The sequence below is a fragment of the Bradyrhizobium sp. genome, from assembly GCF_027451485.1.
Classification (GTDB): Bacteria; Pseudomonadota; Alphaproteobacteria; order Rhizobiales; family Xanthobacteraceae; genus Bradyrhizobium.
Genome location: NZ_DAIDJE010000026.1, coordinates 1 through 14,983, shown reverse-complemented (window position 1 = coordinate 14,983; position 14,983 = coordinate 1). Strand labels below are relative to the sequence as shown.

At 64.6% G+C, this 14,983-nt stretch carries 9 protein-coding genes and 1 riboswitch; of the genes, 2 read left to right on the top strand and 7 right to left on the bottom strand.

Annotation, left to right across the window (positions count from 1 at the left end):
- The first annotated feature begins 49 nt into the window (after nt 1-49).
- Nucleotides 50-1,138: a recombinase RecA gene (recA, locus tag NEZ08_RS03875; protein WP_298103752.1), complete on the top strand. Its 1,089-nt coding sequence runs from the start codon at nt 50-52 to the stop codon at nt 1,136-1,138.
- A 182-nt stretch (nt 1,139-1,320) separates the two neighbouring features.
- On the opposite strand, the gene gcvP is transcribed toward recA, so the two are convergent.
- The 3 genes from gcvP to gcvT are packed head-to-tail and all read right to left on the bottom strand — an operon-like array spanning nt 1,321 to nt 5,750.
- The gene (gene gcvP, locus NEZ08_RS03870; protein WP_298103749.1) at nt 1,321-4,200 is read right to left on the bottom strand and encodes an aminomethyl-transferring glycine dehydrogenase; all 2,880 of its coding nucleotides are present in this window, start codon (nt 4,198-4,200) and stop codon (nt 1,321-1,323) included.
- A 16-nt stretch (nt 4,201-4,216) separates the two neighbouring features.
- Nucleotides 4,217-4,582 carry a glycine cleavage system protein GcvH gene (gene gcvH / locus NEZ08_RS03865; RefSeq protein ID WP_298103746.1) on the bottom strand — a complete coding sequence of 122 codons (366 nt, stop codon included), beginning with the start codon at nt 4,580-4,582 and terminating at the stop codon, nt 4,217-4,219.
- 10 nt (nt 4,583-4,592) lie between these two features.
- Nucleotides 4,593-5,750 (bottom strand): glycine cleavage system aminomethyltransferase GcvT, encoded by a 1,158-nt coding sequence (gcvT, locus tag NEZ08_RS03860; RefSeq protein ID WP_298103743.1) that lies wholly within the window; start codon nt 5,748-5,750, stop codon nt 4,593-4,595.
- A gap of 140 nt (nt 5,751-5,890) precedes the next feature.
- A riboswitch (glycine riboswitch) is annotated at nt 5,891-5,981 on the bottom strand.
- A 215-nt stretch (nt 5,982-6,196) separates the two neighbouring features.
- Between gcvT and alaS the strand changes: the two genes are divergently transcribed.
- Nucleotides 6,197-8,872 carry an alanine--tRNA ligase gene (gene alaS / locus NEZ08_RS03855; protein WP_298103741.1) on the top strand — a complete coding sequence of 892 codons (2,676 nt, stop codon included), beginning with the start codon at nt 6,197-6,199 and terminating at the stop codon, nt 8,870-8,872.
- Between the two features lie 170 nt (nt 8,873-9,042).
- Here alaS and ilvD read toward each other — a convergent pair whose 3' ends face one another.
- From ilvD to NEZ08_RS03835, 4 genes are all read right to left on the bottom strand, one after another.
- Nucleotides 9,043-10,884 carry a dihydroxy-acid dehydratase gene (gene ilvD / locus NEZ08_RS03850; RefSeq protein WP_298103739.1) on the bottom strand — a complete coding sequence of 614 codons (1,842 nt, stop codon included), beginning with the start codon at nt 10,882-10,884 and terminating at the stop codon, nt 9,043-9,045.
- A 202-nt stretch (nt 10,885-11,086) separates the two neighbouring features.
- Nucleotides 11,087-11,593: a DUF3455 domain-containing protein gene (locus NEZ08_RS03845; RefSeq protein ID WP_298103738.1), complete on the bottom strand. Its 507-nt coding sequence runs from the start codon at nt 11,591-11,593 to the stop codon at nt 11,087-11,089.
- A 116-nt stretch (nt 11,594-11,709) separates the two neighbouring features.
- Entirely contained in the window at nt 11,710-12,924 is a 1,215-nt protein-coding gene (locus NEZ08_RS03840; RefSeq protein WP_298103737.1) for an NADP-dependent isocitrate dehydrogenase, read from the bottom strand.
- 223 nt (nt 12,925-13,147) lie between these two features.
- A complete protein-coding gene (locus NEZ08_RS03835) occupies nt 13,148-14,875 on the bottom strand; it encodes an alpha/beta fold hydrolase (protein ID WP_298103735.1) in 1,728 nt (575 codons plus the stop codon).
- Between the last annotated feature and the right edge of the window lie 108 nt (nt 14,876-14,983).

Below are 14,983 nucleotides of genomic sequence, written 5' to 3'. Positions count from 1 at the left end.
CCCCGCCCATTTGTACCGCCCGCGAATCCTCGCCATAAGGAGCACCGAAATGTCCGCTACCGCCCTGCGTATCGTCGAAGGATCGTCCATGGATAAGAGTAAGGCCCTGTCCGCCGCGCTGTCCCAGATCGAGCGCCAGTTCGGCAAGGGTTCGGTGATGAAGCTGGGCAAGAACGACCGCTCGATGGACGTCGAGACGGTGTCGTCGGGCTCGCTCGGGCTCGACATTGCGCTCGGCGTCGGTGGTCTGCCGAAAGGGCGGATCGTCGAGATTTACGGCCCCGAATCCTCGGGGAAAACCACGCTGGCGCTGCACACGGTGGCGGAGGGGCAGAAGAAGGGCGGCATCTGCGCCTTCATCGATGCCGAACATGCGCTCGATCCGGTCTACGCGCGCAAGCTCGGGGTCAATATCGACGAGCTCCTGATTTCGCAGCCCGATACTGGCGAGCAGGCGCTGGAAATTGCCGACACGCTGGTGCGCTCCGGCGCGGTCGACGTGCTGGTGATCGACTCGGTCGCGGCGCTGGTGCCGAAGGCCGAACTCGAGGGCGAGATGGGCGACGCGCTGCCGGGCCTTCAGGCGCGCCTGATGAGCCAGGCGCTGCGCAAGCTCACCGCCTCGATCAACAAGTCCAACACCATGGTGATCTTCATCAACCAGATCCGCATGAAGATCGGCGTGATGTACGGCTCGCCGGAAACCACTACCGGCGGCAACGCGCTGAAGTTCTACGCCTCCGTCCTCCTCGACATTCGCCGCATCGGCGCCATCAAGGAGCGCGACGAGGTGGTCGGCAACACCACCCGCGTCAAGGTGGTGAAGAACAAACTGGCGCCGCCGTTCAAGCAGGTCGAATTCGACATCATGTATGGCGAAGGCGTCTCCAAGATGGGCGAAATCCTCGACCTCGGCGTCAAGGCCGGCATCGTGGAGAAGTCCGGTGCCTGGTTCTCGTATGACAGCCAGCGGCTCGGTCAGGGCCGTGAAAACGCCAAGGCGTTTTTGAAATCCAACCCCGACATCACCACCAAGATCGAAGCCGCGATCCGCCAGAACTCAGGACTGATTTCCGAGCAGATCCTGGCCGGCACCCCCGAGCGCGACGCTGACGGCGAAGAGCCGGCGGAGGAGTAAGGTCTCGCGTCCCGGATGGGGTGCATCACGAAGTGGTGCGCCGCCGGTCCGGGACCCATAGTCATAGCCAGTCGAATGTAGGTCCCGGATCTGCGTGCGGCACACCCGACGATGCTTCGCATCGCCGGGAGCATGCCGCAACGCGTCCGGGACACCGGAGCTGCACCTTTCGCGCCACACACTCACTCAGCGGCTTGCGCGTAGTCGGCAACCGGCGGACAGGAGCAGACGAGGTGGCGGTCGCCATAGACGTTGTCGACCCGCCCGACCGGGCTCCAGTATTTGTCCGTGCGCGAGGTGCCGGCCGGGAAGCAGCCCTCGGCGCGGCCATAGGCACGAGCCCACGCGTCGTCGGCGATGTCGTGCACGGTGTGCGGGGCGTGGCGCAGCGGCGAGGCCTCGACCTTGAAGCGGCCGCTCTCGATCTCGGCGATTTCCCGCCGGATCGCGATCATGGCGTCGCAAAAGCGATCGATCTCCGCCTTGGATTCTGATTCCGTCGGCTCGATCATCAGCGTGCCCGGTACCGGGAAACTCATGGTCGGCGCGTGAAAGCCGTAATCGATCAGCCGCTTGGCAATGTCGTCGACGGTGACGCCGGTTGAATTCTTCAGGAGCCTGGGATCGATGATGCACTCGTGGGCGACGCGCCCCTTGGCGTTGCGGTAGAGCACCGGGAAATGCGCTTCCAGCCGTGCGGCGATGTAGTTGGCATTCAGGATCGCAACCTCCGTCGCCCGCGTCAGGCCCTTGCCGCCCATCATCAGGATGTAGATATAGGAGATGGTGAGGATCGATGGCGAGCCGTAAGGCGCAGCCGACACCGGACCCACGGCGCTGCCGCCATTTGCGGGATGGCCGTTCTCCGGATGGCCCGGCAGAAACGGCGCCAGATGCGCCCTGACGCCGATCGGTCCCATTCCCGGGCCGCCGCCGCCATGCGGGATGCAGAAGGTCTTGTGCAGATTGAGGTGGCTGACATCGGCGCCGTATTCGCCGGGCCTGGCAAGGCCGACCTGCGCGTTCAAATTGGCACCGTCGAGATAGACCTGGCCGCCATGACCGTGGACGATGTCGCAGATCTCGCGGATATGCTCCTCGAATACGCCATGCGTGGAGGGGTAGGTGATCATCACGGCGGCGAGGTTCTTGCCGTGCTGCTCGGCCTTGGCACGGAGGTCGTTGACGTCGACGTCGCCGCGCGCATCGCACGCCACAACGACGACCTCCATGCCGGCCATGTGCGCCGATGCGGGATTGGTGCCGTGGGCGGAGGAGGGGATCAGGCAGACATTGCGATGGCTCTCGCCGCGGCTCGCATGATAGCCGCGGATCGCAAGCAGTCCGGCATATTCGCCCTGCGCGCCGGAATTCGGTTGCAGCGAGATCGCGTCATAGCCGGTGATGTCGGACAGCCACTTTTCAAGCCGCGCAAACAGCGCGTGGTAGCCTTGCGCCTGCTCGCGCGGCGCGAACGGATGCAGCGAGCCGAATTCCGCCCAGGTCAGCGGCATCATCTCGGTCGTCGCATTGAGTTTCATGGTGCAGGAGCCGAGCGGAATCATTGCGCGATCGAGCGCGAGGTCGCGGTCGGCGAGCTTGCGCATGTAGCGCAAGAGCTCCGTCTCCGAGCGATGGGCGTGAAACACCGGATGGGTGAGGAACGCGCTGGCCCGCGCCAGCCCGGCCGGCAGGGCGTCGCTGGCGGTCTTCTCGACCTCGGCGTAGCTGAATTCGCCGCCGAAAGCGCGCCAGACCGCCTCGACCGTCTCCTCACCCGTGGTCTCGTCGAGTGCGATGCCGAGCACGCCATCGCCGATCCGCAAATTGATCCTTTCGGCCTGTGCCCGCGCGACGATTGCTTTCTGCTTGTCGCCGACCTCGACCGATACCGTGTCAAAGAACGCTTGCGACCGCGGCGCAAAGCCCAGCTTCCGCAGTCCCTCCGCCAGCACGGCCGTGCGGCGATGCACGCGCCGGGCGATGTGGGTCAGTCCCTCGGGGCCATGATAGACCGCATACATCGCAGCGATGATCGCGAGCAGCACCTGCGCGGTGCAGATGTTGGAGGTCGCCTTCTCGCGGCGGATGTGCTGTTCGCGGGTTTGCAGCGCCAGCCGATAGGCCGGCTGTCCGCGGGAATCCACCGACAATCCGACAAGCCGGCCGGGCAGCGCGCGCTTCAACGCCTCGCGCACCGCCATATAGGCCGCGTGCGGGCCGCCATAGCCCATCGGCACTCCAAAGCGCTGTGCCGAGCCGATCGCGATGTCGGCGCCGAGTTCGCCGGGCGACGCAAGCAGCGCCAGGCCCAGAAGATCGGCGGCGACAACCGCGAGCGCGCCCTTGGCGTGAAGCGCTGAGATCGCGGGCTTGAGGTCGCGCACGGCGCCAGACGAGCCCGGATATTGCAGCAGGCCGCCGAACACGTCGGCGTTCTCAAGCTCGCTAAGCGGATCGCCGACGATCAGAGTCCACCCCAAGGGCGCGGCGCGGGTGCGCAGCACGGCAAGCGTCTGCGGATGCACGTCGGCATCGACGAAGAACGACTTCGTCTTGCTTGAGGAGACGCGCTCGGCGAGCGCCATCGCTTCCGCCGCTGCGGTCGCCTCGTCGAGCAGCGAGGCGTTGGCGATGTCGAGCCCGGTGAGCTCGCAGATCATGGTCTGGAAGATGAACAGCGCTTCCAGCCGCCCTTGGCTGATCTCCGGCTGGTAAGGCGTGTAGGCCGTGTACCAGGCCGGGTTCTCCAGGATGTTGCGCTGGATCACCGTGGGCAAAATCGTGCCGGAATAACCCTGGCCGATCAGGGAGGTGAACACCTGATTTTTTCCAGCGAGCTCCCGCATGTGGGCGAGCGCCTCGGTCTCGCTCAGAGCGCGGCCGAGATCGAGCGGCGCTTGCTGGCGGATCGAGGCAGGCAGCGTCTCCGCCATCAGCGCCGAGAGGCTGGGGCTGCCTACGGTTTTCAGCATCGCGGCGACCTCGTGCGGGGCCGGGCCGATATGGCGGCGCACGAACGTCGTGGCGGGCTCGCTGAGCGTTTTGACAGGCGCGGTCATCGGCTTCCCCTCGCGATCAGGCAATGTGTTTCTGATAGGCGGCCTCATCCATCAGGCCGTTGAGTTCGCTTTTGTCTGCTATCTTCACCTTGAAGAACCAGGCCTTGCCGGCGGCATCGGAGTTGACCAGCGCGGGTTCTCCCGCGAGATCATTGTTGATTTCCAGCACCTCGCCGGAGATCGGCGCGTAAACGTCGGAGGCCGCCTTGACCGATTCGACGACGGCCGCCGCTTCCGCCTTTTTCAAGGTGCGGCCGACCTTTGGCAGCTCGACGAACACGACGTCGCCGAGCTGCGATTGCGCATAGTCCGTCACGCCGATGGTGGCCACGTCGCCGTCGATGCGGAGCCATTCGTGGTCGGCGGTGTAGAGCGTCATCATGCAGGATCCTTCAGCGTTTATAGGTGTTGGGAACGAATGGCATCGGCGCCACGCGCAGGCTGAGGCGCTGGCCGCGCACTTCCGCGAAGACGACGGTGTCGGGTGCTGCGTGCGATGCGGGCAGATACCCCATCGCGACCGGCGCACTGAGGCTCGGCGCAAAGCCGCCGGAGGTAACCCTGCCGATCGCCTCCGAGGAGGTCGCATCGGCAAAGAGCCGCGCACCTTCGCGCACGGGTGCACGGCCCTCGGGTTTCAGGCCAAGGCGGCGGCGCGGCGCGCCATGATCGAGCTGCTTCAGGATTTCATCCGCGCCCGGAAAGCCGCCGGGCCGCGCGCCGCCCTTGCGGCGGCTCTTTTGGATCGACCATTCCAGCGCGGCTTCGACCGGCGTCGTCGCGCCATCGAGGTCGTGGCCGTAAAGACAAAGCCCGGCCTCCAGCCGCAGGCTGTCGCGCGCGCCGAGGCCGATCGGCATCACGGCCGCATCAGCAAGTAATTCGCTTGCAAAGCCTTCGGCCGCTTCGGCGGGGACCGAAATCTCAAAGCCGTCTTCCCCGGTATAGCCGGAGCGGGCGACAAAACAGTCGAGCCCGGCGAGCCGGCGCGGGCCGGCATCCATGAACTTCATGGCGGAGATCGTGGCGTCGTACTTCGCGAGCACCGAGCAGGCCTTTGGTCCCTGCAGGGCGAGCAGCGCCCGATCGCGCAGCGGTTCGACGGTGCAGACATCCGAGAGATGCTCCGTCAGCAGCGTCTCGTCGTCAGCCTTGCAGGCGGCGTTGACGACAAGGAACAGGTGGTCGCCGAAATTCGCGACCATCAGGTCGTCGAGGATGCCGCCGGCTTCGTTGGTGAACTGCGCATAGCGCTGCCGACCCGGCGCGAGCGCCAGAATGTCCTGCGGCACCAGCGCTTCCAGCGCGCGCGCCGCATCCTCGATGCGGCCGGATTTCGGCAGCAGGCGGATCTGGCCCATATGCGAAACGTCGAACAGACCGGCAGAGCTGCGGGTATGCAGATGTTCCCTGAGGACGCCGGTTCCGTACTGCACCGGCATGTCATGGCCGGCAAACGGCACCATCTTGCCGCCGCGGGCAAGGTGCAAGGCGTGCAGCGGCGTTTGTTTCAGGGGAGGCGGGGAAGGAGAAACTTCGACAGCCGGCATATTTGGAGCCCTCGCGGATCGAACGAGGGATGATTCCCTCCCGATCCGAAAAGCCCCATCTGTCGCTGTGCCTGAGAGTATTATCCCGTCGGCGGGCACATCCGGGACGAACCCGTCAAGTGCCTCTTTCCAGATGTATCGACGTCACGAGGGTCCTTTTGCCTGAGAGTTTCCGGGGCGGTTGCTCCTTCGGCGCCGGCCGCGTAAGCCGGTCTCTCCCGACGCGACGATGGCAGATAGATATGCGAAAAAGCGGGCCGCGCCAAGCCTGTCAGGCTCACGACTGCCGCGCTATCAACGTCAAATCGTCAGCGGCGCCGCGACAATAGCAGGCAGTTGCTGCAACCCTCTGAAGGTGTTGCAAGTTTCTGGACAGCGCTTTCCCCCTTGTCTAAAAGCGTCTCGGCGAGACGCGCCTTTTAAGCAGTTTGGCGATTGGACGTTTGATGAGCGGCGTTAACGAAATCAGGTCGACTTTCCTCAAATTTTTCGCCGATAACGGCCACGAAATCGTGTCGTCGTCGCCGCTCGTGCCGCGCAACGATCCGACCTTGATGTTCACCAATGCCGGCATGGTGCAGTTCAAGAACGTCTTCACCGGCGTCGAGAAGCGCTCCTATCGGCGCGCCACCACCTCGCAAAAGTGCGTGCGTGCCGGCGGCAAGCACAACGATCTCGACAATGTCGGCTATACCGCGCGCCACCTCACGTTCTTCGAGATGCTCGGCAACTTCTCGTTCGGCGATTACTTCAAGGAGCGCGCGATCGAGCTCGCCTGGAAGCTGATCACCAGGGAGTTCGGGCTGAAGAAGGACAAGCTGCTCGTCACCGTCTATCACACCGACGACGATGCCGCCGTGTTCTGGAAGAAGATCGCGGGCTTCAGCGACGACCGCATCATCCGCATTCCGACGTCGGACAATTTCTGGGCGATGGGCGATACCGGACCCTGCGGGCCGTGCTCGGAGATCTTCATCGATCGCGGCGAGCACATCTGGGGCGGCCCTCCCGGCAGCCCGGAAGAGGATGGCGACCGCTTCCTGGAATTCTGGAACCTCGTCTTCATGCAGTTCGAGCAGGTGACTGCGGAGCAGCGCGTCGACCTGCCGCATCCCTCGATCGACACCGGCATGGGACTCGAGCGCATGGCCTCGATCCTGCAAGGCGTCGAAAGCGTGTTCGAGACGGATACGTTCCGACATCTGGTCGAGGCCACGGCGTCAGCGCTCGGACACGGTCCGAAGAAGGACAATATCGCCTCCTACCGGGTGATCGCCGATCACCTGCGCGCCTCGTCGTTCCTGATTTCCGACGGCGTGCTGCCCTCGAACGAAGGCCGCGGCTATGTGCTGCGCCGGATCATGCGCCGCGCGATGCGCCATGCGCAGCTGCTCGGCGCGCGCGAGCCGCTGATGCACCGTCTGGTCTGGGCGCTGGTGCGCGAAATGGGTCAGGCCTATCCGGAACTGGTGCGTGCCGAGACGCTGATCGAGGAAACGCTGCGGCTGGAAGAGACGCGCTTCCGCAAGACGCTGGACCGCGGTCTTGCGATTCTCGACGAGAAGAGCGCGGGCCTCAAGAAAGGCGACATGTTCGACGGCGACACCGCGTTCACGCTCTACGACACCTATGGTTTCCCGCTCGACCTGACGCAGGACGCGCTGAAATCGCGCGGCATCAGCGTCGATCAGGCGTCGTTCGACGATGCGATGGAGCGCCAGCGCCAGAAGGCGCGCGCCTCCTGGGTGGGAAGCGGGGATACGGCGAGCGAAGCGATCTGGTTTCCGCTGCGCGAGAAACTCGGTGCAACCGAGTTCCTCGGCTACGAGACCGAGACCGCGGAGGGCGTGGTCGGCGCGCTGGTGAAGGACGGCGCGGCGGTCGACCAGCTCAAGACCGGCGAGAGCGGCGCGATCGTGCTCAACCAGACGCCGTTCTATGGCGAGTCCGGCGGTCAGGTCGGCGACATCGGCGTGATGACCGGCGAGGGCGTGCGCTTCCGCGTCACCGACACGCAGAAGAAGGCCGGCGATCTCTTCGTCCATCTCGGCACGGTCGAGCAGGGAACGCTCAAGGCCGGCACGGCGCTCCTGCTCGAGGTCGATCACGGCCGGCGTTCGTCGATCCGCGCGCATCATTCGGCGACGCATATTCTTCATGAGGCGCTGCGCCAGGTGCTGGGCGATCACATCGCCCAGCGCGGCTCCCTGGTCGCGCCGGACCGGCTCCGCTTCGATTTCGTGCACCAGAAGCCGATCACGCGGGAGGAACTAGCCCGCGTCGAGGACATCGCCAACAATGTGGTGCTGGAGAACGACGAGGTCACCACGCGCCTGATGGGCGTCGACGAGGCGCGCGAGGCGGGCGCGCGCGCCCTGTTCGGCGAAAAATACGGCGACGAGGTCCGCGTGGTCTCGATGGGCAAGAGTGCGCGCGAGCACGGCCAGAACGCACTCGGCTGGTCGGTCGAACTGTGCGGCGGCACGCATGTCAGGCGCACCGGCGATATCGGACTGATTTCGGTGACATCGGAAAGCGCAGTGTCTTCCGGCGTGCGCCGCATCGAGGCGTTGACCGGCAACTACGCGCGCAAGCATGCCAACGAGATGATGCAGCTCGCAAGGCACGCGGCCTCCGAACTGCGCAGCACGCCGGAAGACATGCCGTCGCGGATATCGGCGCTGATGGAAGAGCGCAAGAAGCTTGAACGCGATCTGTCTGACGTGCGCAAGAAGCTTGCGATGGGCGGCGCGTCCGCGGCGAATGGGTCGGGTGCGGCAGGCGTCCGCGACGTCGGCAACGTCAAGCTGATGGCGCGGGCTGTCGAAGGCATCGAGATGAAGGATCTCAAGAGCCTCGCCGATGACGGCAAGAAGCAGCTCGGGTCCGGCGTGGTCGCGATCGTCGGCGTCACTGGCGACGGCAAGGCCGGCGTCGTCGTCGGCGTCACGTCCGATCTCACCGCGCGCTACAACGCGGTCGATCTGGTGCGTGTGGCGTCGGAAGCGCTGGGCGGCAAGGGCGGCGGCGGCCGGCCCGACATGGCCCAGGCCGGTGGCCCCGATGGCGCCAAAGCCAACGCTGCGCTCGCCGCGATCGAAAAGGCGATGGCGGGGGCGTGAGCGCCTTGCGTTTCCCGGATGCGGCGCAACGGGCCATGCGCACTCATGCGCCTTTTTTTAACGGACGATCAGCGCAGCGTTTTACGCCGCACCGCGGCCGTGACACGCAGGATGGACATTACCCTCTCCAGGCGGAGAGGGCGCAGTGACAGGCAGGCTGCAGTTTCAGGCTAATCCTTTACGACGCGAACGGCGCCGCGGGCGGCGCTGGTGGTGAGCGCGGCATAGGCTTTGAGCGCGGTCGAAACCTTGCGGGCGCGTTTGGCCGGCTTCCAGGCGTTCTTGCCCTTGGCTTGCATCGCCTCTCGGCGCCGCTTCAGCTCGGCTTCGCCGACCGCAAGATTGATCGAGCGGGCCGGGATGTCGATCTCGATGGTGTCGCCATCCTGCACGAGGCCGATCAGGCCGCCTTCGGCTGCTTCCGGCGAGACGTGGCCGATCGACAGACCCGACGAGCCGCCCGAGAACCGACCGTCGGTGACGAGCGCGCAGGCCTTGCCGAGGCCCTTGGATTTCAGATAGCTCGTCGGATAGAGCATCTCCTGCATGCCCGGGCCGCCGCGCGGGCCTTCGTAGATGATAACGACGACGTCGCCTTCCTTGATCTTGTTGGTGAGGATCGCCTCCACCGCGGCGTCCTGGCTTTCAAGAACGCGCGCGGGACCGGAAAACTTCAAAATGCTGGCGTCGACGCCGGCGGTCTTCACGATGCAGCCGTCGAGCGCGAGATTGCCATAGAGCACGGCCAGACCACCGTCTTTGGAATAGGCATGTTCGGCGCTGCGGATGCAGCCGTTCGTACGGTCGAGGTCAAGCTCATCGAAGCGGCGATCCTGGCTGAAGGCTTCCTGTGTCGGCACGTTGCCGGGCGCAGCCATGTAGAACTTGCGGACGCTCTCGCTCTTGGTGCGGGCGATGTCCCAGCGTTCCAGCGCTGCCGCAAGCGATGTCGAATGCACGCTGGGCAGATCGGAATGAATGAGACCGGCGCGCTCCAGTTCGCCCATGATGGCAAGCACGCCGCCGGCGCGGTGCACGTCTTCAAGGTGCACGTCAGCCACCGATGGCGCGACCTTGCAGAGCACGGGGACCTTCCGCGACAGGCGGTCGATGTCCTTCATGGTGAAGGGCACTTCGCCTTCGTGGGCGGCGGCGAGCAGATGCAGCACCGTGTTGGTCGAACCGCCCATGGCGATATCGAGGCTCATGGCGTTTTCGAACGCCTTGAAGTTTGCGATGTTGCGGGGGAGGACCTTGTCGTCGTCCTGCTCGTAGTACCGCCGCGCCAGATCGACGATCAGGTGGCCGGCCTCGACGAACAGGCCCTTGCGGTCAGCGTGGGTCGCCAGCACGGAGCCGTTGCCGGGCAGCGACAGGCCGAGCGCCTCGGTGAGGCAGTTCATGGAGTTGGCGGTGAACATGCCGGAGCAGGAGCCGCAGGTCGGGCAGGCCGAGCGTTCGATCACCTCGACCTCGGTGTCTGAGACCTTGTCGTCGGCGGCCGCGACCATGGCATCGATCAGGTCGACCGCGCGGGCCTTGCCCTTGATGGTGACCTTGCCGGATTCCATCGGCCCGCCGGAGACGAACACGGTCGGGATGTTGAGCCGCAGCGCGGCCATCAGCATGCCGGGCGTGATCTTGTCGCAGTTGGAGATGCAGACCAGCGCGTCGGCGCAATGGGCATTGACCATGTATTCGACGCTGTCGGCGATCAGTTCGCGCGAGGGCAGGCTGTAGAGCATGCCGTCATGGCCCATGGCGATGCCGTCGTCGACCGCGATGGTATTGAACTCCTTGGCTACGCCGCCGGCCTTCTCGATCTCGCGCGCCACCAGTTGCCCGAGGTCCTTCAGGTGCACATGACCCGGGACGAACTGGGTGAACGAATTGGCGATCGCGATGATCGGCTTGCCAAAATCCTCGTTCTTCATGCCCGTGGCGCGCCACAGGCCCCGGGCGCCGGCCATGTTGCGGCCGTGGGTGGTGGTGCGGGAACGATAGGCAGGCATGGCTTCCTCCTGGCAGGCCGGGACCCGCTGTTCGGCGCGGGCATGTTCAAATGACAAGGCGCGGCTTACAGGGAAGCCGCGCCTGATTCGACTGTTAATTTTGCGGTCCAGCGATGCCGATGCATCAAAATGGCGCGCTTGGCGTTTTCGAGCGAAGTGGAAACCGGTTCGCGTGAAGAAAACGCGTCAAAGTGTCAAGGCCTCACGCCTTGCGCAGGAATACGTAGTCCGCCGAGTAGGGCGCCGATTTGAAGCTGCCGGCCTTGTCGCAGGCGCCCACGAGCTTGCCGCCCTTGGTGTTGATCCGCTGCACGGTGGTGACGCCGGTCAGCACACCCTTGCCGTGCGAGGCCGTCACCTGCAGCTTCAGCCAGGCAATGTCGTCAGCCGTCGCGCCCGGCGCGTTGCCCGTGACCTTGCCGACCACTGCGCTGCCGTCGACGTTTTCCCAGGTTGGCCCGGCATAATGCCGGCCGACCGTCTTGCCGTCGACCAACAGGCTCGCGATCGGTTCGCGGAAGGTCCAGGCGAGCTTGCCGTCGCCGCCCGCCTTGCATTCGTAAACCTGCGCGCCTTCCGCATGCGCGCTGAGGACCACGGTCTCTCCCGGCGCCGCGATGGCGTCGGGCAGTTTTGTCTCGGCCCCGGCGCTCACATTCAGACCGGTGAGGAGGACGAGAGCGAGGATGGCGCGAGCAGGAATCGACATTTCATACTCCGATCGTGCCTCAATGGCTTTGCGTCATTCCGGGGCCTCCGAAGAGGCACCCCCGGAATGACGGCAATAACGGATTGCTTCGCTGCCTGTCGCAGTGACGTGGTGTGTCAGGCGGCCATCGCCTTGGTGAGATTGTCGGCGACCTTGTCGAGGAAGCCGGTGGTCGAGAGCCAGCGCTGGTCGGCGCCGACCAGGAGCGCGAGGTCCTTGGTCATGAAACCGGCCTCGACCGTATCGACGCAGACCTTCTCGAGCGTGGTCGCGAATTTCGCGAGTTGCGCGTTGTTGTCGAGCTTGGCGCGGTGCGCGAGACCCCTCGTCCAGGCGAAGATCGAGGCGATCGAGTTGGTCGAGGTCTCCTTGCCCTTCTGGTGCTCGCGGTAGTGGCGCGTCACCGTGCCGTGGGCGGCTTCGGCTTCCACCGTCTTGCCGTCGGGAGTGAGCAGCACCGAGGTCATCAGGCCGAGCGAGCCGTAGCCCTGCGCCACCGTGTCGGACTGCACGTCGCCGTCGTAGTTCTTGCACGCCCAGACATAGCCGCCGGACCATTTCAGCGCCGAGGCCACCATGTCGTCGATCAGGCGGTGCTCGTAGGTGAGGCCCTTGGCGTCGAATTCCTTCTTGAATTCGCGGTCGAAGATGTCCTGGAAGATATCCTTGAAGCGGCCGTCATAGACCTTGAGGATGGTGTTCTTGGTCGAGAGATAGACCGGATAGTTCCGCATCAGGCCGTAGTTGAAGGAGGCGCGCGCAAAGTCGATGATGGAATCGTCGAGATTGTACATCTCCATCGCAACGCCCGGGCCCGGCGCCTTGAAGACTTCCCTCTCGATTACCGTGCCGTCTTCGCCGACGAACTTCAGCGACAGCGTGCCCTTGCCGGGGAATTTGATGTCGGTGGCGCGGTACTGGTCGCCATAGGCGTGGCGGCCGATGATGATCGGCTTGGTCCAGCCCGGCACCAGGCGCGGCACGTTCTTGCAGATGATCGGCTCGCGGAAGATGCAGCCGCCCAGGATGTTGCGGATGGTGCCGTTCGGCGACTTCCACATTTCCTTGAGGCCGAATTCCTTCACCCGCGCCTCGTCCGGGGTGATGGTGGCGCACTTGACGCCGACGCCGACCTTCTTGATGGCATTGGCGGCATCGACGGTGACCTTGTCGTTGGTCTTGTCGCGGTATTCCATTCCGAGGTCGAAATACATCAGATCGATATCGAGGAAAGGATGGATCAGCTTGTCCTTGATGTACTGCCAGATGATCCGGGTCATCTCGTCGCCATCGAGTTCGACGACGGGGTTGGTCACCTTGATTTTTGCCATGGGGTTCTAAGGCCTTTTTGGAATAACGCGTGAGAGCTGACTGATTTGCCCCCGCGCTATAGCACCGCCCGGCGAGGTGCGAAAGCCGCTCACCCGCGTCATTCCGGGGCGCGAGCGAAACGAGCGAGCCCGGAAATCCATCCCCCGGCAGCGCTTTTGGAAGAACGGATTCCGGTTCGCGCCAACGCGCGCCCTGGAATGACCGGCAGGTGCCGTCAGATCATCAAAATGCCGCCTGGGTGGCCGTGCCGGCCACCACATACCAGGTGACGAACAGGCCGCAGATCAGGGCGCCCGGCAGGCTCGAGCCGGTGCGCCGCCAGGTGAAAGTTGCGATGACGGCGACGATCGCAAGCAGCGGCACGAACTGGATCGCCACGATCGTCGAAAGCGGCACGAAGCCGGGGTCGGGGATCGGGTTGAACAGCTTTCCCGACAGCCATAGCGTCAGGTATTGCGCGCCGACCAGCACGATGAAGCCGAGCGTCATGGCGAGGATATTGGTCAGATAGAGCCCGCCCCGCGGGGCGCCGATGCTGGAGAAATTGCGGTGCAGGACGTGCAGCGCGATCACGAAAAAGGCTGTCAATGGCGGCAGGTAGATCAGGAAGATCAGGAATTGCTTCGCGCTCATCAGTTTCAGGGCGACGATCCAGAAACGGAAGTCGATCTTGAAGATGAGGTCGGACAGCCAGAGCGCGGCGTAGCCGACCGCGACCGTTACCAGCGCGATCACGATCGAGGGACCGATGATGCCGGCCCGGTGGGCGCGTTTCGGTGCGAACGGCATCAGGGCCAGCGCGATCAGGCCGTTGATGACAGCCCAGACCAGGACCTGGTTCGTAATGGCCTGGGGCAGGAAGCGGGAGGCAGGAACAAAGGTCCCACCGAGCGCAAACGCCGGATAATAGGTCAGCGCCGGGATGAAGGCCGACAGCAGCAGGGCGGCGAGCCACCGGCCGCCTGTGGTGGTCGTCTGCTTCAGCGCCAGGCCATCGGCTGCCTGCGGCAGCCGCAAGCGTGAGAAAACCGGGGCTTCGGTGAGCCCGTCAAACACCCCGAGCAGAAGGGCAGCGAAGCCGACCAGAGCAACCAGCGTGCCGAGCTCTTTCCGGAACCAGATCTGGTCCTCGGCGGGACGGGGCGTTCCGCCTTTCAGCGTCCTTGCAAACCAGTCGAGGCTATAGCCGATGGCTTGTCTCGAAATATGCTCGGCGGGATGGGTCATCGCAGGCGTGTACAAGACGCGCGCCGTGCCTTGGGCGAGGTCGCCATAGATCTTGCCGGGCTCGATGGGACCTTGCGTGCCGAACAGCGCCCACAGCTTCTTGCTCTGCGTGACGTCGCGCGCGCGCTCGACGCCCCACATCAACTCGGAGAACTCTTCATATTGGGCGAACACCAGCGCGACATTGCGCGGCCAGCTCGCAGTACCTTCGGCCGCGAACGGCTTTCCGGTCGACGATCCCTCCAGCACCATCGACTTGTAATCGTTCGGCATGGCGCTGGCAGCCGCGAGCACCGTCCAGCCGCCCATCGAATGGCCTTCGAGCCCGATATTGTCCTTGTCGACGAATTCAAGACTGCGCAGATGGGCAAGACCGTCGGGGCCGCCAAACCCGTTGGCGAAGGCCGGCGGGTCGCTATAGCCGTGACCGGTCTGGTCGATCGCCAGCACCACGTAACCGCGGCGGGCGAACTCGATGGCAAAGCCGTCCTGGGTCTCCCGCGAATTGATGTAGCCGTGGACGGCGAGAATGCCGGGAGCGGGGTGCTGCGGCGTTGCGTTCGGCGGAACGTAAAGAAGGGCGCTCATGGTGTTGCCCTTGGCGCCCTTGAATCGCACGTCACGGATTTGAATGCCGCCCGCGGTCTGCGTCAAATGCGCGAGCAACCCGCCGGCCAAAATCAAGATCAGCCCGATAATCGCCAGCGTCCATCTGCGATGCATGGCAGCCCTCCCTGTCTGTCCACCCGATCGTTTGAGTTCGGGTCTGATTTGATTTTCAGAGAGCCTATCCAAAAGGAAATGCCGCGCAAGCGAAGGTTGTGGCGTCAC

Excerpts from the sequence above, each read along its gene's own strand:
- NEZ08_RS03840 (WP_298103737.1), bottom strand. The coding sequence starts at position 12,924 with ATGGCAAAAATCAAGGTGACCAACCCCGTCGTCGAACTCGATGGCGAC.
- alaS (WP_298103741.1), top strand. The coding sequence starts at position 6,197 with ATGAGCGGCGTTAACGAAATCAGGTCGACTTTCCTCAAATTTTTCGCC.
- recA (WP_298103752.1), top strand. The coding sequence starts at position 50 with ATGTCCGCTACCGCCCTGCGTATCGTCGAAGGATCGTCCATGGATAAG.
- gcvT (WP_298103743.1), bottom strand. The coding sequence starts at position 5,750 with ATGCCGGCTGTCGAAGTTTCTCCTTCCCCGCCTCCCCTGAAACAAACG.
- gcvP (WP_298103749.1), bottom strand. The coding sequence starts at position 4,200 with ATGACCGCGCCTGTCAAAACGCTCAGCGAGCCCGCCACGACGTTCGTG.
- gcvH (WP_298103746.1), bottom strand. The coding sequence starts at position 4,582 with ATGATGACGCTCTACACCGCCGACCACGAATGGCTCCGCATCGACGGC.
- NEZ08_RS03845 (WP_298103738.1), bottom strand. The coding sequence starts at position 11,593 with ATGTCGATTCCTGCTCGCGCCATCCTCGCTCTCGTCCTCCTCACCGGT.
- NEZ08_RS03835 (WP_298103735.1), bottom strand. The coding sequence starts at position 14,875 with ATGCATCGCAGATGGACGCTGGCGATTATCGGGCTGATCTTGATTTTG.
- ilvD (WP_298103739.1), bottom strand. The coding sequence starts at position 10,884 with ATGCCTGCCTATCGTTCCCGCACCACCACCCACGGCCGCAACATGGCC.